The 23,305-nt window shown below is 25.9% G+C and carries 18 protein-coding genes and 1 pseudogene; 17 read left to right on the top strand and 2 right to left on the bottom strand.

Going from position 1 to position 23,305, the window contains the following annotated elements; all coding sequences use genetic code 11:
• From AMN73_RS00495 to ligA, 17 genes and pseudogenes are all read left to right on the top strand, one after another.
• Positions 1 to 706: pseudogene (locus AMN73_RS00495) on the top strand (cell division protein FtsZ); the annotation flags it as partial.
• Positions 707 to 724: 18 nt separating this feature from the next.
• Entirely contained in the window at positions 725 to 1,735 is a 1,011-nt protein-coding gene (gene rsmH / locus AMN73_RS00490) for a 16S rRNA (cytosine(1402)-N(4))-methyltransferase RsmH (RefSeq protein WP_075534365.1), read from the top strand.
• Positions 1,732 to 2,034 carry a hypothetical protein gene (locus tag AMN73_RS00485; protein WP_075534364.1) on the top strand — a complete coding sequence of 101 codons (303 nt, stop codon included), beginning with the start codon at positions 1,732 to 1,734 and terminating at the stop codon, positions 2,032 to 2,034. The genes rsmH and AMN73_RS00485 overlap by 4 nt, the downstream gene beginning before the upstream one ends.
• Positions 2,027 to 3,709 carry a peptidoglycan D,D-transpeptidase FtsI family protein gene (locus AMN73_RS00480; protein ID WP_075534363.1) on the top strand — a complete coding sequence of 561 codons (1,683 nt, stop codon included), beginning with the start codon at positions 2,027 to 2,029 and terminating at the stop codon, positions 3,707 to 3,709. The genes AMN73_RS00485 and AMN73_RS00480 overlap by 8 nt, the downstream gene beginning before the upstream one ends.
• Before the next feature lie 4 nt (positions 3,710 to 3,713).
• A complete protein-coding gene (locus AMN73_RS00475) occupies positions 3,714 to 6,563 on the top strand; it encodes a UDP-N-acetylmuramoyl-L-alanyl-D-glutamate--2,6-diaminopimelate ligase (protein ID WP_075534362.1) in 2,850 nt (949 codons plus the stop codon).
• Positions 6,553 to 7,638, top strand: coding sequence for a phospho-N-acetylmuramoyl-pentapeptide-transferase (mraY, locus tag AMN73_RS00470; RefSeq protein WP_075534361.1), 1,086 nt, complete (start codon positions 6,553 to 6,555; stop codon positions 7,636 to 7,638). Before AMN73_RS00475 ends, mraY begins: the two co-directional genes overlap by 11 nt.
• Positions 7,638 to 8,939, top strand: coding sequence for a UDP-N-acetylmuramoyl-L-alanine--D-glutamate ligase (murD, locus tag AMN73_RS00465; RefSeq protein ID WP_075534360.1), 1,302 nt, complete (start codon positions 7,638 to 7,640; stop codon positions 8,937 to 8,939). The genes mraY and murD overlap by 1 nt, the downstream gene beginning before the upstream one ends.
• Complete coding sequence (locus tag AMN73_RS00460; RefSeq protein WP_075534359.1) at positions 8,936 to 10,060, top strand: FtsW/RodA/SpoVE family cell cycle protein; 1,125 nt, start codon at positions 8,936 to 8,938, stop codon at positions 10,058 to 10,060. Before murD ends, AMN73_RS00460 begins: the two co-directional genes overlap by 4 nt.
• Positions 10,057 to 11,130, top strand: coding sequence for a UDP-N-acetylglucosamine--N-acetylmuramyl-(pentapeptide) pyrophosphoryl-undecaprenol N-acetylglucosamine transferase (locus AMN73_RS00455; protein ID WP_075534358.1), 1,074 nt, complete (start codon positions 10,057 to 10,059; stop codon positions 11,128 to 11,130). The genes AMN73_RS00460 and AMN73_RS00455 overlap by 4 nt, the downstream gene beginning before the upstream one ends.
• Entirely contained in the window at positions 11,120 to 12,514 is a 1,395-nt protein-coding gene (gene murC / locus AMN73_RS00450) for a UDP-N-acetylmuramate--L-alanine ligase (RefSeq protein ID WP_075534357.1), read from the top strand. The genes AMN73_RS00455 and murC overlap by 11 nt, the downstream gene beginning before the upstream one ends.
• Entirely contained in the window at positions 12,514 to 13,422 is a 909-nt protein-coding gene (gene murB, locus AMN73_RS00445) for a UDP-N-acetylmuramate dehydrogenase (RefSeq protein ID WP_075534356.1), read from the top strand. The genes murC and murB overlap by 1 nt, the downstream gene beginning before the upstream one ends.
• Positions 13,423 to 14,340 carry a D-alanine--D-alanine ligase gene (locus AMN73_RS00440; protein WP_075534355.1) on the top strand — a complete coding sequence of 306 codons (918 nt, stop codon included), beginning with the start codon at positions 13,423 to 13,425 and terminating at the stop codon, positions 14,338 to 14,340.
• A complete protein-coding gene (locus tag AMN73_RS00435; protein WP_075534354.1) occupies positions 14,318 to 14,983 on the top strand; it encodes a cell division protein FtsQ/DivIB in 666 nt (221 codons plus the stop codon). The genes AMN73_RS00440 and AMN73_RS00435 overlap by 23 nt, the downstream gene beginning before the upstream one ends.
• On the top strand, positions 14,976 to 15,674 hold the full coding sequence (locus AMN73_RS00430) for a hypothetical protein (RefSeq protein ID WP_075534353.1): 699 nt from the start codon (positions 14,976 to 14,978) through the stop codon (positions 15,672 to 15,674). The genes AMN73_RS00435 and AMN73_RS00430 overlap by 8 nt, the downstream gene beginning before the upstream one ends.
• A gap of 62 nt (positions 15,675 to 15,736) precedes the next feature.
• On the top strand, positions 15,737 to 16,657 hold the full coding sequence (gene lpxC / locus AMN73_RS00425; RefSeq protein ID WP_075534352.1) for a UDP-3-O-acyl-N-acetylglucosamine deacetylase: 921 nt from the start codon (positions 15,737 to 15,739) through the stop codon (positions 16,655 to 16,657).
• A gap of 43 nt (positions 16,658 to 16,700) precedes the next feature.
• The gene (locus tag AMN73_RS00420) at positions 16,701 to 17,531 is read left to right on the top strand and encodes an outer membrane protein assembly factor BamD (protein ID WP_075534351.1); all 831 of its coding nucleotides are present in this window, start codon (positions 16,701 to 16,703) and stop codon (positions 17,529 to 17,531) included.
• On the top strand, positions 17,528 to 19,573 hold the full coding sequence (gene ligA / locus AMN73_RS00415) for an NAD-dependent DNA ligase LigA (protein WP_075534350.1): 2,046 nt from the start codon (positions 17,528 to 17,530) through the stop codon (positions 19,571 to 19,573). The genes AMN73_RS00420 and ligA overlap by 4 nt, the downstream gene beginning before the upstream one ends.
• On the opposite strand, the gene AMN73_RS00410 is transcribed toward ligA, so the two are convergent.
• On the bottom strand, positions 19,557 to 21,281 hold the full coding sequence (locus tag AMN73_RS00410; RefSeq protein WP_256997807.1) for an aminopeptidase P family protein: 1,725 nt from the start codon (positions 21,279 to 21,281) through the stop codon (positions 19,557 to 19,559). The genes ligA and AMN73_RS00410 overlap by 17 nt on opposite strands.
• Complete coding sequence (locus AMN73_RS00405) at positions 21,251 to 23,287, bottom strand: ATP-dependent helicase (RefSeq protein ID WP_075534349.1); 2,037 nt, start codon at positions 23,285 to 23,287, stop codon at positions 21,251 to 21,253. Before AMN73_RS00405 ends, AMN73_RS00410 begins: the two co-directional genes overlap by 31 nt.
• Positions 23,288 to 23,305: the final 18 nt, after the last annotated feature.

Here is a 23,305-nt window from a genome sequence, read left to right as displayed (position 1 = left end):
GGCTTTAAATAATCCGTTAATTGATGATTATTCATTAAGAGGAGCGAGAGGTTTGCTAATAAACATAACAGGAGGAGAAGATCTAACTTTATTTGAAACAGATGAAATTGTTAATAAAATAAGAAATGAGGTAGATCATGCTGCAGAAATTATAATTGGATCAGTAACAGATAACTCTCTAGAAGGCAAAGTAAGAGTTTCAATTGTTGCAACGGCTCTTGACGGACAACAGCCCGAGTCTAAATCTGTAATAAATATGGTTCATAGAATTCAAAATCGCAATCCAGGTTATTCAGATTTTTCAACGTTACATAATTCACAATCTTTTAATTATTCAAATGCACCAACACCAACGAGTGGTGCTAATGCGTTAAAAGTTGATGAGGCATTACCAAGCTCTAATGAGCCAAAAATAGAAAATGAAAGTATTCTTGATCAGAATATTAATATTAATAGTGATTTAGGGGCTGTAGAAAATTCGATGAATCATAGTGAGGAAAGCCTAGTTTTGACTGAGGAAGTAAAAGATCAAGTTTCGGAGTCTAACGGATTAGAAAATTTTGGACTTGCTGATGACGAGCCAAATTTATTTGATGGATCTGAAGCTAATCATGGATCAGATGATAATAACCAGGAAGACGCTGATAATAATTTTGATGAAGATGATTTCGAAATTCCGGCATTTTTAAGAAGACAAAAAAACTAATGGTCTTCAAAAAAATAGATGAATGCCACCATTATATCGAATAATGATAAACATTATCCGGTATTGCTAGATGAAATTCTAAGCATTATTTCCCCTCAAAATGGTGGCACATTTATTGACTGTACTTTTGGTCAAGGAGGTTATTCAAAAGCAATTTTAAAATTTCCAAAAACAAAAATTTTTGCATTAGATAGAGATATTCATTCTGAAAAATATGCTAATGAATTAAAAGTTAAAAATCAAAATCGATTTTTTTTTCATAATTTAAAATTTGGAGATTTAAATAAACTTAATATTAAGAATGAGAGAGTAAAAGCAATTATATTTGATTTGGGTTTTTCATATATTCAGATTAAGGACTTAACAAGAGGGTTGTCTTTTAATAGTACAGGTCCACTAGATATGAGAATGGGGCTAAATAATTTTTCTGCTAGCGATGTTGTAAATAATTTAAACCAAAAAGAGCTTGAGCTTATATTCAAAATTTTTGGAGATGAAAAAGATGGAAAAAAGATAGCTAGGAAAATAGTTTTAGAGAGAAAAAAAAATAAAATAGACACACAAAAATTAGTCCAAATAATTAATATATGTAAAAGAAATAATAACAAAAAAATTCACAATTCAACAAAAATTTTTCAAGCTCTTAGAATATTTGTTAATAAAGAAATATCCGAATTAATTAAGGGATTAATTAACTCTGTAAATATTTTAGAAAAAAATGGAATTTTAATTTTAGTCTCTTTTCATTCTCTAGAGGACAAAATTATCAAAACTTTTTTTAAATTACTTTCTGAAAATAACAAGATTTCAAGATATCTGCCTGAAAATAAAAAAAAAAATAATATTTTTAAATTAAAAGAAAAAAAACCTATTCTCCCATCAGAAAATGAAATTAAAATTAATAAACCATCTAGATCAGCAAAGTTAAGATACGCTTTTAAAATTTCAGACGACAAAAATTTTGAAGAAGAGATTTTGAAGACATTTAAATATTTAATAGATATCGAAAATTTTTCAGTAAAATTATGAAAAAGTATATTTTAATAATTTTAATCATATCCTTAATATCATTTACGACCTTCATCAAAAATTCATCAAAGAGCTTGGAGAATAAAATTTATAACAAAAAGGAGGTGATTGTTTTATTGGATGAAGCTTATAATCTAGCTTCTTTAGAAAATAATTATCTGACATCCTCAAAAAAACTATTTGGTTATTTAGAGGATTTACAAGCAAAACAATATAAACCTATAGATATTACATCTTTGAAAAAACTATACTTCTTTGAAAATAAAATAAAAATTAAAAAATTTTTGGAAAATGAATAATTCAGAAAAAAAACTATTTATAAATGAATATGAAAGTGAATTTAATTTTAAAAAAAATATATCTAACTTAAAATTTTCTTTTAACAGGACAGCGTTCATTTTTTTCTTTTTTATCCTTATTTCTATAATTTTCTCAATTAAAATTTTTTACTATGGTTCAGTTTCTGTTAACAGCAATACAGCAAATACTATAAAAAAAAAGGACTTTAGAGCTGATTTGATTGATAGAAATGGATACTTGATCGCTAGGACAGTTAAAACCATTAATGTAGGAATTGATCCTAAAAAAATAAAAGATAAAAAAAAATTTCTATTAAAACTTAAGATTATTTTTCCTGAAAAAAATTATAGTATAATTAAAGATCAACTAAATGGAAAAAATTTTTTTTATTTAGAAAAAAAAATTTCTCCCGAAAACTACGATAAAGTAAAATTACTTGGAGAAAAAGCAATAAGATATGAATCTAAAATTTCAAGAATTTACCCTTATCCAAGTCTTGCAAGCCACATAATTGGTCAGATCGATGATGATAATGGTGGAATTTCTGGTTTAGAAAAATCTTTAAATGAGAGACTTATTACTAAAATGAGTCCTATATCTTTAACGCTTGATACAAATATACAATATTTAATTCGAGAAGAGCTGTTAAAAGCTAATAATATATTTCAAACTAAAGGAAGTACCGCAATTTTAATGAATGTTAATAATGGCGAAATAATATCAATGGTATCTACCCCAGATTTTAATCTGAATAAAAGAGAAAATTTAAAGGATAAAAAATTTATTAATAGAGCAACTAAAGCTGTATATGAATTTGGTTCTGTATTTAAAACATTTACTTTAGCGGGTGGCTTAAAATATGATGAGATAGAATTAAAAACAGAATTTAAAAAACTACCAAAAACAATTTATTGTAGTGGCAGACCTATCAGGGAATATGATGAAGATATACCTGATACTTTGACTGCTGAAGAAGTGTTAATAAGATCTGGAAATATTGGATCTGTGAGAATAGCTCAGAGAATAGGTATTGATAGGTACTCAGAGTTTTTAGGTCAAATCGGGATTTTAGATAAAATGGAATTTCAACTAGAGGAAACAGGAACTCCTTTGCCTGTTCGTTGGGGAAAATGTAAACTTGCTACAGCCTCATTTGGTCATGGTATAACCACGACTGTTTTACAATTAGCAAAGGGTTATGCAATCATTAGTAATGGTGGATATAATGTTGAGCCTACACTTATAAAAAATTTAAATCCAAACTTTAAAAGAGAGAGAATAATAGATGAGAAAATATCAAAAGATTTAAATTCGGTACTAAGAAAAATTGTAAATACAAAAATTGGTACTGCAAATCAAGCAAATATTCCTGGTTATGAAATTGGAGGAAAAACAGGAACGGCACAAAAATCTGTTGATGGTGTTTATACTAAAGAGAAGATAAATACCTTTGTTGGAGTATTTCCAATCTCTGAACCAAAGTTTGTTATTGTTGTAATGCTTGATGAACCAAAAATTAATAAAGATTATATTTATGAATACAAAGATGGATCTGGATTTAAATTAAAAGGCACACCAAGAAATACAGCTGGATGGACGTCTGTTGAAATTACTGGCAAAATTTTAGAAAAAATAGGACCAATTTTAGCCACAAAGTACATGGAATTTAATTAGTGATATGTTGATAGGAGAGTTATTTAAAATAAAAAATAAAAAAATAAGAAATCATTTTTTTTCAGGTTTAAGCTTTAATAGCAATTCATGCAAAAAAAATTTCATTTTTTTTGCGATTAAAGGAAATTTGCAAGATGGGAATAAATACATAGACGAAGCTATTGAAAATGGTGCAAGAACAATTATTCATCAAAAGCCTTTTGAAGGTTTTAAAGGAGAAGTTTTATTTTTAAGTTACAAAAATATCAGAAAAATTCTAGCCTCCACATCTTTTAAGTTTTATAATAAAATACCTAATAATATAATTGCAGTTACTGGAACAAATGGTAAGTCTTCGGTATCAGATTTTTATTATCAAATTTTAAAAATTAATAATGTTAGCGTAGGTTCAATAGGAACTCTTGGAATAAAATTTAAAAATAAACTAATTTCATTAAATAATACTACATTAGACTCTTTAAATCTTTCAAAGTACCTAACTATTTTAAAAAAAAAAAAAATCGACAATGTAATATTAGAGGCTTCAAGTCATGGCTTAAAACAACATAGACTCGATGGTTTAAAAATAACTTCTGCAATTTTTACTAATTTTTCTCATGATCATTTAGATTATCATAAAAATTTAAAAAATTACCTCAATTCCAAACTATACCTTTTTAACTCTCTTCTAAAAAAAAACTCATTATTAATCACTGATAGATCAATAAAAGAGTTTAAAAAAATATTTAATATTTCAAAAAAGAGAAAATTACGTTTAAAAACTATTCTTGATGAAAAAAGTGATTTACAGTTGATCAATCACGCCTATGAGGGTGAAAAGCAAAAAATTCAAATTAAATATAAGAATAAAATTTACAGTTTTTATATTAATTTAATTGGAAAAACCCAAATTAAAAATATTTTAATGTCAATCTTGGCAGCAGAAAGTTCAAAATTAAATTTTGAAAAAATTATTAAAAATATTAGTAAGTTAAAACCAATTGATGGTAGGTTTGAAAAAATTGGAAATTTAAAAAATAATGCTATTGTCATTTTAGACTATGCCCATACTCCGGACGCTTTAAGAACCTGTTTAAATGATCTTAAAAGTCAATTCCCATCTAAAAAAATTAATATCGTATTTGGCTGCGGAGGTGATAGGGATAAATACAAAAGACCAAAAATGGGGGCTATAGCAAATTCTTATTGCTCACAGATATATCTCACAGATGATAACCCAAGATTTGAAAACCCAAAAGAAATAAGAAAAGAAATAAAAAAAAATATTTTGAAATCTAAAGTATCGGAGATATCAAACCGACGAATAGCAATTTCAAAAGCAATTCAAAATTTAAAATCAGACGAAGTATTAGTTGTTGCAGGTAAAGGTCATGAAAAAATTCAGGATTATGGAAATAAAAAAATTTTTTTCTCTGATAAAGAAGTTATAAAAAAATCTATAGCAATTAAAAATAAAAAACTTTCTAACAATATAAAAGTTAATATTTTCAATGAGTATTTTAATAAAAATATTTCAAAGAAAAAAAAAATCCAAAAAGCCTCGATTAACTCTAAAACTTTGAAAAAAAATGATATATTTTTTGCTATCAAAGGAAAAAAAAAGGATGGAAATTCATTTGTAAAACAAGCATTTGATAATGGCGCACTTTTTGCGATTGTAAATAGATATCAAAAATCAATTAATAGAACTAATCAAATAAAAGTATCTAATACCCTAGAATGTTTGACAGATTTATCAAAAATAATAAGACAGAATTTTAAAGGAAAAATTATTGCAATCACAGGAAGCTGTGGAAAAACATCTTTAAAACAAATGTCAGGAGAAGTTTTGAACGATTTTAGCAAAACAACTTTTTCATTAGAGTCTTATAATAATAAATATGGGGTTCCATTAAGCTTATTTAATCTCAATACTAAAAATAAAAATGGAGTTTTTGAGATTGGAATGGATAAAAAAGGCGAAATAGATTTTTTAAGTAAAATTCTAAATCCAAATATCGGTGTTATAACAAATATTTCATATGCGCATGCTAGAAATTTTAAAAATATAAATGAAATTGCAGCAGCCAAAGGGGAGTTAATTAATAACATTCAAAAAGGTGGGATAATAATTTTAAACAAAGACGACAGATTTTTTGATTTTCACTATAAAAATGCAATTAAAAAAGATCTAAGGGTTTTTTCTTTTGGAATAAAAAAAAAAGGAAACATATCCTTAATTTCAACTAAAAAGCAAAATAAACTTTTTAAGATTACTGTAAAGATATTTAATCAAAAAAAATTATTTTTCATAAAAAATATCAATCAAAATAATTTATATAATGTTCTGGCATGTATAGGTATAATCTACTCAGTAGGTGAATTAAAAAATTTATCAAGAAACTCTTTCATAAAATTTAAAAATCCCAAAGGAAGAGGAGATATTTCTAAAATTTATTTTAAAAACAAACAATTTTATTTAGTAGATGAAAGCTACAATTCGAACCCCTTATCAATGGAGTCAGCTATAAAAAATTATAACATGATTAAGACAAAAAATAATAAAAAGCACTTTTTAATGGGTGATATGCTTGAATTAGGAAGTTTATCAAAAAAACTACATATTAGTTTAAGTAAAAACATAAATAATTCATCGATAGATAAGTTTCACATTTTTGGTAGATTCGTTAAAGAAACATTTAAAAAAGTCAAAAACATAAAAAAAGGGAAATATTTGACTAAACTAAATCAAATTAATGATTTGATTATTAAAGAATTAAATAATAATGACTATTTAATGGTTAAAGGATCAAATTCTACTGGTTTGAATAAATTTATCTTAAAACTAAAGGGTAATAAATCTCATGCTTTATAGTCTAATATTAAATTTAATTGATACTTATTCATTTCTTAATGTATTTAAATATTTAACAGTAAGAACCGGATTAGCTGTTTTCACTTCTTTGTTGGTAGTTTTTTTAATCGGAAATCCTTTCATAAATTTTTTTTCAGCAAAACAAATTTTGAACCCTATTAGAGATGACGGTCCAGATGAACATATAGTAAAAAAAATTGGTACTCCAACAATGGGAGGTGTTTTAATATTAATTGGATTATTTTTTGGAATATTTTTATGGGGCGATCTAAATAACTTATATGTATGGTTCTTGATTTATATAGTAGCTAGTTTTGGTATATTAGGAGCTTATGATGATTATAAGAAAATAAAATTTAAAAATTCCTCTGGCATTTCCTTCAAATTTAAAATCATATCACAAATTATAGCGGCAACTTTTGGAATAATTGTACTAAGCATTTATTCTGATAACGCCGATTTAGAAAATCTTTATTTTCCTTTTTTTAAAAACCTAATTGTTAATTTGGGATGGTTTTTTATTCCATTTGCAGTTTTTGTTATAGTTGGTTCATCAAATGCTGTGAATTTGACAGATGGCCTAGATGGGCTAGCAACCGTTCCAGTTATTTTAGTGGCTGCTTGTTTTGCATTTATTAGTTATGTCACAGGAAATATTGTTTTTTCTGAGTATTTACAAATACCTTATATAGCTGGATTAGGTGAAGTTGCCGTATTTTTAGGTGCAGTAATTGGTTCTTGTTTAGGTTTTTTATGGTTTAACGCACCACCCGCAAAAATTTTTATGGGTGATACAGGATCACTCGCATTAGGTGGATCCTTAGGTGGAGTTGGAATAATAACGAAACATGAAATAGTTTTAGCGATAACAGGTGGTCTATTTGTTTTGGAGGCAATATCAGTAATTGTACAAGTAATTTCATTTAAATTGACTGGAAAAAGAATTTTTAAAATGGCACCCATACATCATCATTATGAAAAAAAAGGCTGGCCTGAGTCCACTGTAGTAGTTAGATTTTGGATTGTAGCAATTATTTTAGCAATGGTAGGTCTTGCAACACTGAAATTTAGATAATGCATGAACTAAAAAAAGTATTTTTTAATAAAAAAATATTGATATATGGCCTTGGTCTATCAGGGAAATCAAGTTTCAATTTTTTACAAAAAAAAAACGATGTAAGAGTTTATGACGACAATAATATTCAACTTAAAAAATTTAAAAAAAATACTATAAAAAAAATTCAAATATTAAATTCTAAATTTGATTATATTATAATAAGTCCCGGTATAGACTCTAAAAAGTGTGGTTTGAAATATTTCTTGCAAGATAACAAAGATAAAATTTGTACAGATTTAGATATTTTTTATACACATAATTATCAAAATAAAATAATTACAATTACTGGTACAAATGGAAAATCTACAACAGTTAAATTACTTGGGGATATTTTAAAAAAGTCAGGTAAAGATACTAGATCAGTTGGAAATATTGGTAGATCTATTTTAAATGAGCGCAAAATTAATAAAAAAACTATATTTGTTATAGAAGCATCATCATATCAAATAGAGTATAGTAAATTTTTTAAATCAAAATATTCTATATTACTAAATATTAGTCAAGATCATATTGAGAGACATGGAAATTTTAAAAATTATTTACAAGCAAAATTAAAACTATTTTACCAAAGTTCAAAAAAAGATTTTATATTCTTTAATAAAAAAAATTTGATTATAAATGCTGCTATAAAAAAAAATAAAATTAAATCTAAAATCTATCATGTTGATAAAGAGGTAACAAAAAAGTATTTAAAAAATATTAAAAATAAATATTTTTTAAATCAAAATAATTTAGAAAATTTATCTTTTATTTTTAAAATCTGTGAAATATTAAAAATTAAAACAAACACTGTCATTAAATCAATAAATAGTTTTAAAGGACTGAATTTTAGACAACAAACTGTATATAACTCAAAAAAAATAATGATAATTAATGACTCTAAATCAACTAGCTTTTCTTCTACGGTGAATTTACTGAAATCTTATAATAATATTTTTTGGCTAGTGGGTGGACAGCCAAAAAAAAGTGACAAATTTAATTTTAGTAGAAATAATAAATTGAATATACAGGGTTATATATTTGGCAAAAATAGAAATTTCTATATTAAAAAATTAAAAGGAAAAATAAAATATAAAATTTTTCCATCAATTAAGAAAGCATACCAAAAAGCTATATTTGATATTAATCAATCAAATATATCCTCAAAAAAAGTTATACTTTTTAGCCCATGTTCCGCATCATTTGATGAATTTAAAAACTTTGAAGAGAGAGGAGCTTATTTTAATTTACTTGTCAAAAAATATAAAAATAAATTATGAATGACATAAATATTTACCAAAAAGTTTATTTTAATTGGTGGAGAGAACTAGATAAAACTTTATTCTTTATTATAATTTCACTTTTTCTTCTTGGTCTTTTTTTTTCTCTAGTATCAACCTCTTTAATTGCATCAGATAAATTTAATACAAATAGTTATAAATTTTTTTTAAAACATTTTATTTATATATCTATGGGTTTTTGTATAGTTTTTTTTATATCATATTTAAATATTAAAAAATTATTATTAATTTCTAAATTCCTTTTTGTAATTTGTTTCATAGCGCTCTTACTTGTTCCCTTTGTTGGTATAGAGGTAAAAGGATCAAAAAGATGGATAGAATTATTTTTTTTACCGAGATTTCAACCTATTGAGGTTTTAAAACCTTTTACGATTGTAGTTATGGCTTTAGTATTAAGTTTAGAGAGTAAAACAAATCTATATTTAAAATATCTATATAGTTTTTTAATCTTATCACCAATTATTTTATTATTGATCTCGCAGCCAGATATTGGTCAAACAATCTTAATCTTTGCTACTTGGCTTGCATTAATTTTTGTTTCAGGAGTAAACCTAATACTATTTTTCATGTTTTTTGGTTTGAGTGCTTTAATACTCCTATATGTCATTTTTTATATACCCAAATTTGAATATATTTTAATAAGGATTACATCTTTTCTAAATTCAAATTCAGGAAATAACTATCAATCCGAAAAAGCTTCTGAGGCAATAATTAATGGTGGTTTTTTTGGCAAAGGTATTGGTGAAGGAGTCCTGAAAAATAAAGTTCCTGAGGCACATACAGATTATATAGTTTCAGTTATATCTGAAGAATTTGGAGTCATTATGATTTTTATTTTAATATTAATTTTTCTATATTTTATTTATATAGTTTTAAAGAAAATTTCTTTAGTTGATGACAAAAAAATTAAATTAATTTTATTAGGGCTTGCATTTATTATTTTTTTTCAGTTTCTTATACATGTAGGTGTAAATATAAGAATATTTCCAACTACTGGAATGACACTTCCTTTTTTAAGTTATGGAGGTTCTTCGATAATAGGAACATCTATAATTTCTGGTATAATTCTCAATTTAACTAAAAAAGAAAATATCAGATGAAAGAAAATATTTTAATCTCAACAGGTGGTTCCGGAGGGCATGTTGTTCCAGCCCAAACATTGTATGAACATTTAAAAGATGAGTTTAACGTTTTTTTGACAAGTGATTTAAGAGGCTCTAAATTTTTTGAAAATAATAATAAAAATTTTAAAATTATAAATGTATTACCTTTGACTCAAAATATTTTTTTATTACCTTGGAGAGTAGCTATATTTTTTTTTTCCATATTGAAATCTTTTACATACCTAAAAAGTAAAAAGATAAAGACAATTATCTCTACAGGTGGGTATATGTCTCTACCAATTTGTATTAGTGCAAAAATATTAAACCTAAAGGTAATCTTATTTGAGCCAAATTTAGTTTTAGGTAGATCAAACTTATTTTTTTTAAATTATTGCTCCTCAATACTTTGCTACTCAGAAGAAATAAGAAATTTCCCAATTAAATTTAAAAGAAAAATTAAATTAATACCACCACTTTTGAGAAAATCTGTTTATTTTGAAAAAAAAGATAAAAATAATTTTGAAAAAAAAATTAAAATTTTAATAATTGGTGGAAGTCAAGGCGCAGATTTTTTTCAAAAAAACCTAAAAGAAACTATTTTAAAACTTTCAGTGAAAGTTGAACTAGAGGTAATGCACCAGACTAACGATAAAAATAAGGAAAATTTAAAAAGTTTTTATGAAAATAATCAAATTAAATATGAATTATTTAATTTTAAAAAAAACCTTTTCAAAAATGCGAATGAAATTAATTTTTGTATAACACGAGCTGGAGCATCAAGTTTAGCAGAGCTTGTACAAATAAATCTACCATTTGTTGCAATCCCATTTCCTTACGCAAAAGATAATCACCAGTATTATAATGCTCTTTATTATAAAAAACTTAATTGTTGCTGGATGATAGAACAAAACTCAAATATTTCTAAAGATCTTTTTAATTTAATATATTCATTTTTTGAAAACAAAAATGATCTTAATGAAAAGATAAATGCAATGAAAAAAATAACTTACGAAAACTCATGGAATAATATAAACCAGAAAATAATAGATTGTATAAATGAAAATTGATTTAGCAAAGTCTGAAATTATCCACTTTGTTGGAATTGGCGGAATAGGTATGAGTGGGTTAGCGCTAATAATGCATGGTATGGGTTTTCAAATTCAAGGTTCAGATATTTCCTTAAATAAAAATATTGAAAGATTAAAAAAAAAAAAGATTAAAATTTCTATAGGACATAATAAGAGAAATATAAATACAGCTACAGTATTAGTTATATCGTCAGCAATAAAAAAGAATAATCCCGAGTTTAAAGAGGGAAAAATGAAAAACTTACCAATCTATAAAAGAGGTGAGATGCTTGGCCATATTGCCTCTTTGACAAAAAACATTACAGTGGTTGGTTCCCATGGCAAAACGACAACCACGTCTTTAATTGCATCAATATTTTCAAAAACAAAAATTGATCCCACGATTGTTAACGGTGGAGTTTTAAATTCTTTTAATAGTTCTGCCAGATTGGGAAATAGCAATTGGAGTATTCTGGAATTAGATGAATCCGATGGTAGTTTTATAGAGGTATTGCCAACTTATTCAATTATAACAAATATTGATAGGGAGCATATGGATTATTATAAGAATATGGAAAACTTAAAAAATCTTTTCAAAAAATTTTTAGAAAAAGTCCCATCATTTGGAAAATCTTTCATATGTTTGGATGACAAAATTAACAAGCAAATAATAAAAAAACTTAAAATAAAAAATTATTATACATATGGAGTAAACAAAAAATCTAATTTTAATATTACGAATATTTCTCAAAATAAAAATTTTTCTAAATTTGACTTAAAAATATTTTTGCCTGGAAAAAAAAAGGATATAATAAAAAATATTAAAATACCTATTTTAGGGATGCATAACATAAGAAATGCAACAGCAGCTGTTGCTGTAAGTATAACTATCGGAATATCAAAAAAAATTATCAAAAAAGGCCTTCTTAATTTTCAAGGTGTTCAAAGAAGATTTAATAAATTATTTTCTTTCAAAGGTGCAGAATTTTATGATGATTATGCTCATCATCCAACGGAAATAAGAGAAGTTCTAAATAGTGTTAGAGAAGCTTATAAAAAACAAAAAATTACTTGTATTTTTCAACCACATAGAATTTCAAGACTTAAAGACTTAAAGAAAGAGTTTACTTTATCATTTAAAAAGGCTGATCAAGTAATTTTGTGCCCTATTTTTACAGCTGGAGAAAAAATTAAATTAGGATTTGAATATTATAATTTTGCAAAAGAATTAGCCAATAATTCGAGAGTTGAATTGTTTTTGGTAAAAGACAAAAAAAATTTAGCAACATTTGTCAAACAAAATATTCAAGGAAATAAAATAGTAATTGGCATGGGCGCTGGTTCAATTTCAAACTGGATGAGAGATCTTCCAAATCTTTTGTGATGGATAAAAATAAAATAGAAGAATTTGTAAAACATATTAAAAGTGAACTAAAATTTGATTACAATCTTAAAAAGTTAAATTGGTTTAATATAGGAGGTGATGCAAAAGTTTTTTTTAAACCAGACAACTTAGATGACTTAGTAACTTTTCTTAAAACTTTTGGAAAAAGTGAAAAAATTTTTGTTTTGGGCGCTGGATCAAATATTCTTATTACTGATAACAAGTTTGACGGTTTTGTAGTAAAACTAGGCAAAAATTTCTCAAATATTTCATTAATGCAAAATAATATAATTGTTGCGGGAAGCGCTGTGTCCGATAAAAACTTATCAAATTTTGCAATGGAAAATAACATCGGTGGTTTTGAATTTTTATCATGTATTCCAGGTACGATTGGCGGTGGATTAAGAATAAACTCAGGGTGTTTTGGAAAAGAATTCAAGGATATTTTATTATCTGTACAAGTTATTGATAGAAACGGGGTAATAAAAACTATCCCATCATCTAAAATTAAATTTGGTTATAGGCATAGTCCACTTGATAAAGATCTAATTTTTTTGAGCGCTTCATTTCAAGGCAAAAAAAAGAATAGAGAAGAAATAAATAAAGAGATTAATAAACTTAAAGAGGAAAAAAATAGAAGGCAGCCAAGCAGAATTAAAACAGGTGGAAGTACTTTTAAAAATCCAATTAATCAGACTGATATAAAAGTATGGGAACTTATAAAGAACTCTATACCCACAACAAAAAGTTTTGGAGATGCAAAAATATCTGAAAAACATTGTAATTTTCTTGTTAATTCAAAAAATGCAAAATTTGAAGATATGATGAAATTAATCAATTTTATCAAAAGCGAGGTGGAGAAAAAAAAAAATATTAAATTAGAGACAGAAATTGAAATTATAGAATAAATGAAAAAAATTCTTATTTTAGGTGGTGGCATCTCAAAAGAGAGAAAAATTAGTCTAGAAACAGCAAAACAGGTCAATAAAGTTTTAAATAGAAGGTTTAGAACATTAATTTGCGAACCTAATAATGATCTTATTAAAAAAATAAAAACGTTTAAACCAGATCTTATATTTAACGCTTTACATGGTCGATTTGGAGAGGACGGATATATTCAATCAATTTTAGAAAAATTAAAAATAAAATATACGCACTCAGGCGTAATCTCATCATTCTTAGCTATGAATAAAATTTTATCGAAAGAAATATTTATTAAAAATAATATACTAACACCTAAATTTATTAAATTTAGTTTTAATAACAGTCAGAAAATATCAACAAAACTTATAAAAAAAATCGAACAAAGGCTTAAATTTCCGGTAGTTATCAAGCCAATTAATGAGGGATCAAGTGTAGATGTTTATATTTGTACAAAAAAAAATTTAATAACAAATTTAAAAAAATTAAAAAAATATACTGAAATTATTATTGAGAGTTATATCGCCGGAAGAGAAATTCAAGTTGCAATTTTGGGTAAAAAAAAACTAGGAGCTATAGAACTAAAGCCAAAGAGAAAATTTTATGATTATAAGGCTAAATATAGTTTGAGTGCAAAAACAGAGCATATTTTACCTGTAGAACTTGAAAAAAAAAAATTAGATGAAGTATTAAATTTAGCTTTGAAAGCGCACAAAATTTTAGGTTGTAGAGGTGTTACAAGATCTGACTTTAAGTTTTATAAAAACAAATTTTATTTATTAGAATTGAATACTCAACCAGGTATGACTAAGCTATCACTGGTGCCTGAAATAGCTGCATTCAGGGGGATTTCTTTTTTCAAGTTATTAAATTGGATTGTAAATGATGCATCAATCAACAGATAAAATTAAAAGAATATTTATATATATTTTAATATTTTTATTTGCATCAACTATATTTAATTTTCAAATTTTAAATTCCTTTTTAAAACTTTTTAAAATCAATAAAATTGAAATCGAAAATATTGCTTACCAGAAAGAATTTAATTTTTTTGAAGGTCAAAATATTTTTAATTTAAATAAGAGAGATGTTATTGATGTAATTACAAAATTTCCTAATATAGAAAAATATAAAATAAATAAAATTTATCCAAATCAAATAGGTATTTCATTATTTGAAACAAGGCCTATTGGAAAAATTTTTAAAAATAATGAATTATTTATTATCGGTTCAAATGGTAAAACTTTTAAAGGAAAAGATAGCAAAAATCTTCCCTTAATTGAGGGAACTTTAGAAATGAATAAAATAAATAATTTTTTAGAAAAAATTCAATTAAGCACTTTTAGTCTTAATAAAATGGAAAAATTGGTTTATTATCCATCAAATAGATGGGATGTTATTTTTAATGATAAAACTATTCTGAAGCTACCCTCAGAACAAATAACAACCAATATTAAACGAGCTGAAATCTTATTACGTACAAAAGATTTTAAAAGTAAAGTTATAGATTTAAGAATAAAAGATAAATTGATATTATATAATGAGTAATGAAATTTTTATTATTTTATCACCAAATCAAATATCAGTAGATGTTTTTGATAAAGAAAAAGAGAAAAGTATATATAACAAGATATATAAAATAGAAAACAACTTATCTGATAATATAAAATTAGAAGATAATCTAAATGGGGTTCTCAAAGAACAAATTATAAATATTGAAAAAAAAATTAATTATACTGTAAATAAGATAAATTTAATTTTGTGTGATCCAAATAATTTAAAAATAGAAATTTCGACAAAAAAAAGCTATGATCTAAAACAAATACAAAAAGATCAAATCCAGTTCCTTATTCAGGATTTAAAACAACAGATTTTGATAAGTAATAAAGATCTTAAAATTTTACACATAATTATTCAAAATTATATAATTGATGGGAATAAAATTCATGAAATTCCGTTACAAATTAATTGTAAAAATTTAATAATTGAAGCAAAATTTATATGTGTTAAGAAAAATTTAGCAGACTTTTTTTATAGAATTTTTAAAAATTACCAAATTAAACTTAATTCTGTAATTTGTGGCAATTATGCTTTATCCCTGAGTGAAATGGATAAAAGCAATCCACTTGAGGGTGGTTTAAAGATTTTGGACGGTGAAAATATTAAAGAAGTATACATTTTACCAAAAAAACCGGCCAAGTTGGGTTTTTTTGAAAAAATGTTTCACTTATTTTCCTAGCTGTATTTTATTGTAACATTTGTTGTATTTAAGATCCATGTGGGTGGATTTATAAACTCACGATGTCAATTTTAAACCAGAAAACATTAAATCAGCCCATAAATTTTGAGGGTATAACATTACATAAGGGCAAACATGCCAAAGTGAGGATCCTTCCATCATCACCAAATTCTGGTGTAGTTTTTAAAAGAGTAGATCTTAAAAATAATAACTTTATATCAGCAAATTTTGAAAATGTTTCTAATGCTAATTTATGCACAACAATCACAAATGAATTTGGAGTTAGTGTATCTACAATTGAACATCTTATGGCTGCTATGTATGGAAAAGGTGTAGATAACGCTATAATTGAAATCGATCAGGATGAAGTACCAATTAAAGACGGATCTGCAAAATACTTTATTGAAGAGATCGAAAAAGTTGGGTTAAACGTAAGTAGCACACCAATAAAAATAATTAAAATTTTAAATAAAGTAGAATTCAAGGATGGAGAGAAAACTATTTCAATAGAACCTTCTAAAACATCTCTGGAAATTGATTTCGAAATTAAGTTTAAAAATCAAAAAATTGGCACTCAAAGAAACTGTGTCAATATGTACGAATCTGATTTAGAGAATATTTATAACTCAAGAACGTTTTGTCTTTATGAAGATGTAGAAAAGTTAAAAAAAATGAATCTTGCTCAAGGTGGCTCCCTTGATAATGCAATTGTTGTAAAAGGTAATAAAATAATTAATGAAGGTGGTCTTAGAAACGAAAAAGAATTTGTAAACCATAAAATACTTGATTGCATGGGAGACCTTTTCTTATCAGGAGCAAAAATTATTGGAAAAATTGTATGTTCTCAAGGTGGACACAAACTTACAAATCAAATGTTAAGAAAAGTTTTTAACAATAATCAAAACTTTTCTATATTTGAACTTAAAGAAAAAAATATTCCTCACTCGTTTATCAATAAAACAGCGCTAAAATCAATAGCTTAAAATTATTTAGAGTTTTCACTTTTTTCTGCTAGAAACTAAATTAATGAGTCGTTTCTTAAATTTTTTAATTATTTTGTTTTTTTTATATTCTTGTTCCAGCAAAGATAATGAAAAAGTATCAGTCATTAGTGATGGTGAATTAGAAATACAAATGATTGAGGCTTATAAAGAGGGGATGCGAGAGCTTGAAAAAGGGGATGTAATTTATGCCTCAAAAAAATTTAATGAGGCAGAACTACTATATCCACAATCAGCATGGGCATCTAAGTCAATATTAATGGCTGCTTACGGGTTTTACTCACAAAATTATTATGATAGATCCATTTTAGAATTAGAAAGGTTTATATCTAAATATCCTAAACATAAAAATATTGATTATGCTTATTTTCTTTTAGCGATGAATTATTATGAAACTATTGTCGATGAAAAAAAGGATTTGGAACCATTGTTACTATCAAAAGAAAAATTTGAATATATTATTCAAAATTTTCCCGAGACAGATTTTGCCCAAGACTCAAAATATAAATTAGGATTAATCCAAGATGTTTTAGCCTCAAAAGAGATGCATATCGGCAAATATTATTTAAAAAGGAAAAAATGGGTAGCTGCCATTAACAGATTCAAAACTGTTATATCAGATTATGAAACAACAGTTTATGTTGAAGAGGCATTACATAGACTTGTAGAGACATATTATAAAATAGGACTTACTGATGAAGCTGAAAAATATGCGAGTGTTCTCGGTTATAACTATCAATCAAGTAAATGGTATGAGGCAACATATATTATATTCAATAAAGAATACGAAACATCTCTTAATACTAAAAAAGATAAAAAATCTGTTTTAAAAAAATTTAAGAATATTTTTAAATGAAAGAAAAAGATAACTTAAAAATTAAAGAAGATTATCTTAAAAAAATTAAACTCTTAAAAAAATATGATAAGTATTATTATTCAAATAATAATCCACTGGTTGACGATAGTACTTATGATAAAATCAAGAACTACGTTTTATCTCTTGAAAAAAAATACTCATTCTTAAAAAGCAATGACTCTCCATCTTTATCTATAGGCTTTAAACCTTCAAAAAATTTTAAAAAAGTAGATCATAAAGTACCCATGCTCTCATTAGGTAATGCTTTTAATAAAGAGGATTTAATTAATTTTGAAAAAAAAATTTTAAATTTTCTCAATCTAAAAAAAAATCAAAAATTAGATTATAGTACAGAACCAAAAATAGATGGTATTTCAGCCTCTTTGTTTTATAAAAAAGGAGTATTTACACAGGGACTATCAAGAGGCGATGGTATTCAAGGTGAGGATATTACTGAAAATTTAAAAACAATAAAAGATATTCCTCAAACCCTAAAGGGAAGGGATTTTCCTGATGAAATCGATATTAGAGGAGAGGTTTTTATAAATAATATTGATTTTGAAAAATTAAAAAATAAATTTGCAAATCCTAGAAATGCAGCTTCAGGCTCTTTAAGACAAAAGGATCCAAAAGAAACAAAAAAAATTCCACTTAATTTTATAGCGTATACTTTTGGCTATTCAAAAAAATTAAATATAAGTACACAAAGCGAGTTTTTAAAAAAATTAAAATATTGGGGTTTCAAAACAAATAAACTAAATAAGGTTATATCCGGAGTAGAAAACCTTATAGACAATCATAGAATAATAGAGGAGCAACGTAAAGAAATTGAATTTGATGTAGATGGGCTTGTTTATAAAGTAAATGATTTTAATTTGCAAAAAAGATTAGGTTTTGCGGCAAGTGCACCAAGATGGGCGATAGCTCATAAATTTTCAGCAAATAAATCGGTATCAGAAATTTTAAAGATTGAAATTCAAGTTGGTCGAACTGGAGCATTAACACCAGTCGCTAAAATCAAGCCTGTAAATATTGGTGGTGTTTTAGTTTCAAATGCGACTCTGCACAATGAAGACGAGATTAATAGAAAGGATATTAGAGAAGGCGATACAGTTACAGTAGAGAGAGCTGGCGATGTTATACCTCACGTAGTGTCGGTTGATAAAAAAAAGCGCACTAAAGAGGCAAAAAAATTTATTTTCCCAAAATTATGTCCATCATGTGGCTCTGAAACAATTAAAGAATTTAATAAAATTACAAAAAAATTTGATGCAGTAAGAAGATGCAGAAATGATAATTTTGATTGCGAGAGGATTTCTATAGAGAAAATTAAACATTTTGTTTCTAAGGATGCATTCAATATAGATGGTCTTGGAAAAAAAATTGTCGAATCTTTTTGGAACCTTAAATTAATAAGGAATTCTAGCGACATATTCAAATTAGATTATGAAAAAATTTCAAAATTAGATGGCTGGGGTAAACTTTCAGCAGCTAACCTAGAATATTCTATAAATTTAAAAAAAAAAATTTCTTTAGACAAATTTATTTATTCTTTAGGTATAAGACACATAGGACAAGAAAATGCTAGGCTTATATCAAAAAATTTAAAGCATCCTGATAATTTTTTTAATTTGTCTGATAAAAATCATTTTGTCGATCTATTAAATATTGATGGAATAGGTGATACGCAAATAAATTCATTGAAAAATTTTTTTTCAAATAAAAATAGCATAGTTGTTCTCAAAGAATTAAGAAAAATATTAAAAATTATTCCTGAAAAGCAAAAATCCTCATCTGGAATATTGAAAGATTTCACTTTTATGTTTACAGGCAAGCTTGAGGGAATAAGTAGAGCCGAGGCAAAATCATTAATTGAAAAAAATTCTGGTAAGATAATTAGCAACGTGAGTAAAAAGTTAAATTTTTTAGTCGTCGGAGAAAAACCAACCAATAGAAAAGTAAATGAAGCTAAAAATTTAAATATAAAAATAATTAATCAAAAAGAACTCATTGCAATGATAAATTCTAAAGATGACTCATAAGCCACTTTTTCTCATTCAAGTTAAGAAAATTAGATAATTTAGAATAAACCATTAAGTGATATTTAAAAATATAGTCTTTTTCATCATTGGTTAGCATTTTGTAATCAATTAAGTCTTTATCTATAGGTGCCAAAGTTAAATTTTCAAAAAACAATTTTTTTTTTAATTTTTTTACAAATATCAAGTTTTCAATTCTTATGCCAAATTTCCCTTGCTTATAATATCCAGGTTCATTACTTAAAATCATACCTTCTTCCAATTTAACTTTATTATTTTTTGATATAGATTGTGGTCCTTCATGAACATTAGAAAAAAAACCAACTCCATGTCCCGTGCCATGTTTAAAGTCATAACCATATTCTTTAAGAAATTTTCGTGCTCGATAATCAATTTGGTGTCCTGTTTTATTTTTATTTAAATTACTAGTAACAACTCCTATGTGTCCTTTTAAAACTAAAGTAAAAAACCTTTGGATTTTTTTCGAGGGTTTTGAAAAACATATTGTGCGTGTAACATCAGACGTTCCATATTTGTATTGACCACCAGAATCACACAAATAAATATCTTTTTTATTTATTTTTCTATTTGTTTTTTTTGATGCTCTATAATGAATAATTGCTCCATTGGGTCCCGAGCCAGATATGGTATTAAAGCTTGGATATAGATAATTATTACTTTTTTTTCTAAATTGTTCTAGTTTTTTTTCTGCATTCAATTCTGTTAAACTAGAGTTACTTTTATTTTTTATCCAAAAGAGGAATTTTGTTAAAGCTACACCATCTTCAACATGAGATTTAATCATATTTTTAATTTCGGATGGATTTTTTTTTGATTTCAATAAATAACATGGATCTACTTTTTTTTTTATATTAAATTTTTTATTAATTATATTTTCACTAAATATTGAACATGTTTTAGAGTCAATTATGATATTTTTTCCTTTTAAGTTTTTAAATAATGCTTCAAAATTTTTTGGATCAACAATTTGATGATTAAGTAATTTTTTCTCATTAATTAAATTTCTTAACTTATGTCTTTCAGCAATTAAAAAGATTTCTTTGTTTTTCCCTATTAAGCAATTACAATTTGGTATAGGCGAGAATGGGATATCTGAACCTCTAATATTTAATAGCCAAGCAACATTTTCCGGAGCACTGACAAATAAATAGTCAGATTTGTTTTTTTTTAGAATATTAGTTACTAAAGAAATTTTGTTTTGATGAGTTTTTCCTGCCACCACACTTGGCAGAGAATAGTAAGGATGATTATCTTTAATTTTAATTTTTTTTAATTTATCAATTAAATTCTCAGCAATTGGAATTAATTTGATCCTTTTACCAAAAAAAAACTGCATCTGTGCTTTCGTAAACAATTTTGGATCAAATCCTAATTTAATATTTTGAAATAGTTTCTTTGGTAGTAAATACGGATATTCTATAATTTTAAAGTTTTTTCCAGACTCTCTTCTCGCTTGCAAGGTGTATCTTCCATCAACAAATAAGTAATTTCTATTTTTAAATATTATTGCAAAGCCTGCTGAGCCAGAAAAATTTGATATTATTTTTAATCTATCATGCTTCACATACTCTGAAAAAAAGTTGTCATTTTTTGGGACAATGTAACCATCTATATTATATTTTTGAAAATCACTAACGACTTTTTTAATTTTATTTATAATCACTTTAGTCTCTTTTGGTATCTTATCCATCCAGGGCTTCTCTTGGTTTCTTGACTCTCAAAATCTTGATTAAAGTCAAAATCACTATCTTGATTTTCTTGATCATCATAAAAAGTATTTTTTTCGACTAAATCAGTTGGAAGCTCATCAACAAATCGTGAGGCCATACTATCAATCCAATCACCTTGGTAAAAACGATTCATAGAAAATGATATAAAAGCCTTTTTCTTAGCCCTTGTTATACCAACGTAAGCTAATCTTCTTTCTTCCTCTAGACCTTTATCACCTTTTTCCTCAATAGATTTTTGATGAGGAAACAAACCTTCTTCCCAGCCAGGCAAAAACACTACATCAAACTCCAATCCTTTTGAAGCATGCATAGTCATCAAATTAATTTTTTGACCATCCCAATCTTGATCAATGGATGTTGCTAGCGAAACATGTTCCAAAAAACTCTCAAGATTGTCGAATTCTTTCATTGCACTTAAAAGTTCTTTTATATTTTCAATTTTATTTTCATTATCAATATCTTTCTTATTTTTTAACAAAGCTGAATATCCCGACTCGTCCAAAATTATTTGTAAAAGTTTTACATGATCAATTTTTTTTATCACTAAATCTTCTTTCCATTTTTGTAAAAAATTTAAAAAAAAATTCAATCCAATTTTAGCTTTTGGTTTTATCTGATTTTCCTCTAAAAGTTTCTTAGCAGATCTTACCAGTGATAAAGAATTTTTTTTTGAACATTCATGAATTTGTTTCATAGTGCTTTCACCGACAGATCGTTTTGGATTATTTATTACTCTTTCAAATGCTAAATCATCTCTGTCCTGATAAACCACCCTAAGATAAGCTATACAATCTTTTATTTCTGCTCTATCATAAAATTTAATACCTCCAATAATTCTATATGGCAGACCAATTTTAAGAAATCTTTCCTCAAATTCTCTTGTTTGAAAAATCGCTCTAACTAATATAGCTATATTGTTTAAAGAAAACTTATTTTTTAAATTTTTCTCAACTTCATCACTCAAAGCTACCGCCTCTTCTTTACCATTTCTAAAACAGTTTAAACTTACCAATTCACCATCTTCAGAATTTGTTTTTAACGTTTTTCCAACCCTATTTTGATTATTCGAAATCAGACCTGATGCTACAGATAATATATTTTGAGTAGATCTATAATTTTCTTCAAGCCTTATAACTTTTGCATCTTTATAAACTTTATCAAAATCTAAAAAATTCTTTATCTCAGCACCCCTCCAACTATAAATTGATTGATCATCATCTCCCACACAGCAAATATTCTGATTATCTTCTGCTAAAATATTAAGCCATTTACTTTGAATAAAGTTAGTATCTTGATATTCATCAACCAATATGTATTTAAAATTTTTTTTATATATTTCACAAATATCTTTGTTCCTTTCAAGAATGTTCACGCAATGCAGCATTAAATCTCCAAAATCACATGCATTTAAATCTATCAATTTTTTTTGGTAAATTTTGTAAATTGGCAAAATTATTTTTTCGTATATATCTTTTTTATTTATTATAACACTATCTGGATACCAGCCGTTATTTTTCCATCTATCAATTATAGTTATAATTATTTTTGGAGAAATTTTTTTTGTATCAATATTTTCAGATTTACAAATATTTTTTATCAGTCTAGATTGATCGTCAGTATCCAATATTGTGAAGTTTGAGTTTAACCCAGCTGCTTTAGCATGTTTCCTAAGAAGTTTGGCGCAAATTGAATGAAATGTACCAAGCCAAGAAAGTCCAACAGCCTCAGATTTTAGAATTTTAAGCACTCTATTTTGCATTTCTTTTGCAGCCTTATTTGTAAATGTAACTGCCAATATTTGGTTAGGGAAAGCTTTCTTATTTTTTATTAAGTGTGCAATTTTTGATGTGAGAACTTTAGTTTTTCCAGATCCTGCACCTGCAACAACTAAAATAGGCCCATCAGTAGAAATTACAGCCTCTTTTTGGGCTGAATTCAAGTTTTTTAGATATTCTAAGTTTCTCATTTTCTAAATAATCATTAT

The organism is Candidatus Pelagibacter communis (genome assembly GCF_001179965.1).
Classification (GTDB): Bacteria; Pseudomonadota; Alphaproteobacteria; order Pelagibacterales; family Pelagibacteraceae; genus Pelagibacter.
The sequence above is the reverse complement of the archived record's forward strand: the minus strand, read 5'-3'. Positions and strand labels throughout refer to the sequence as shown.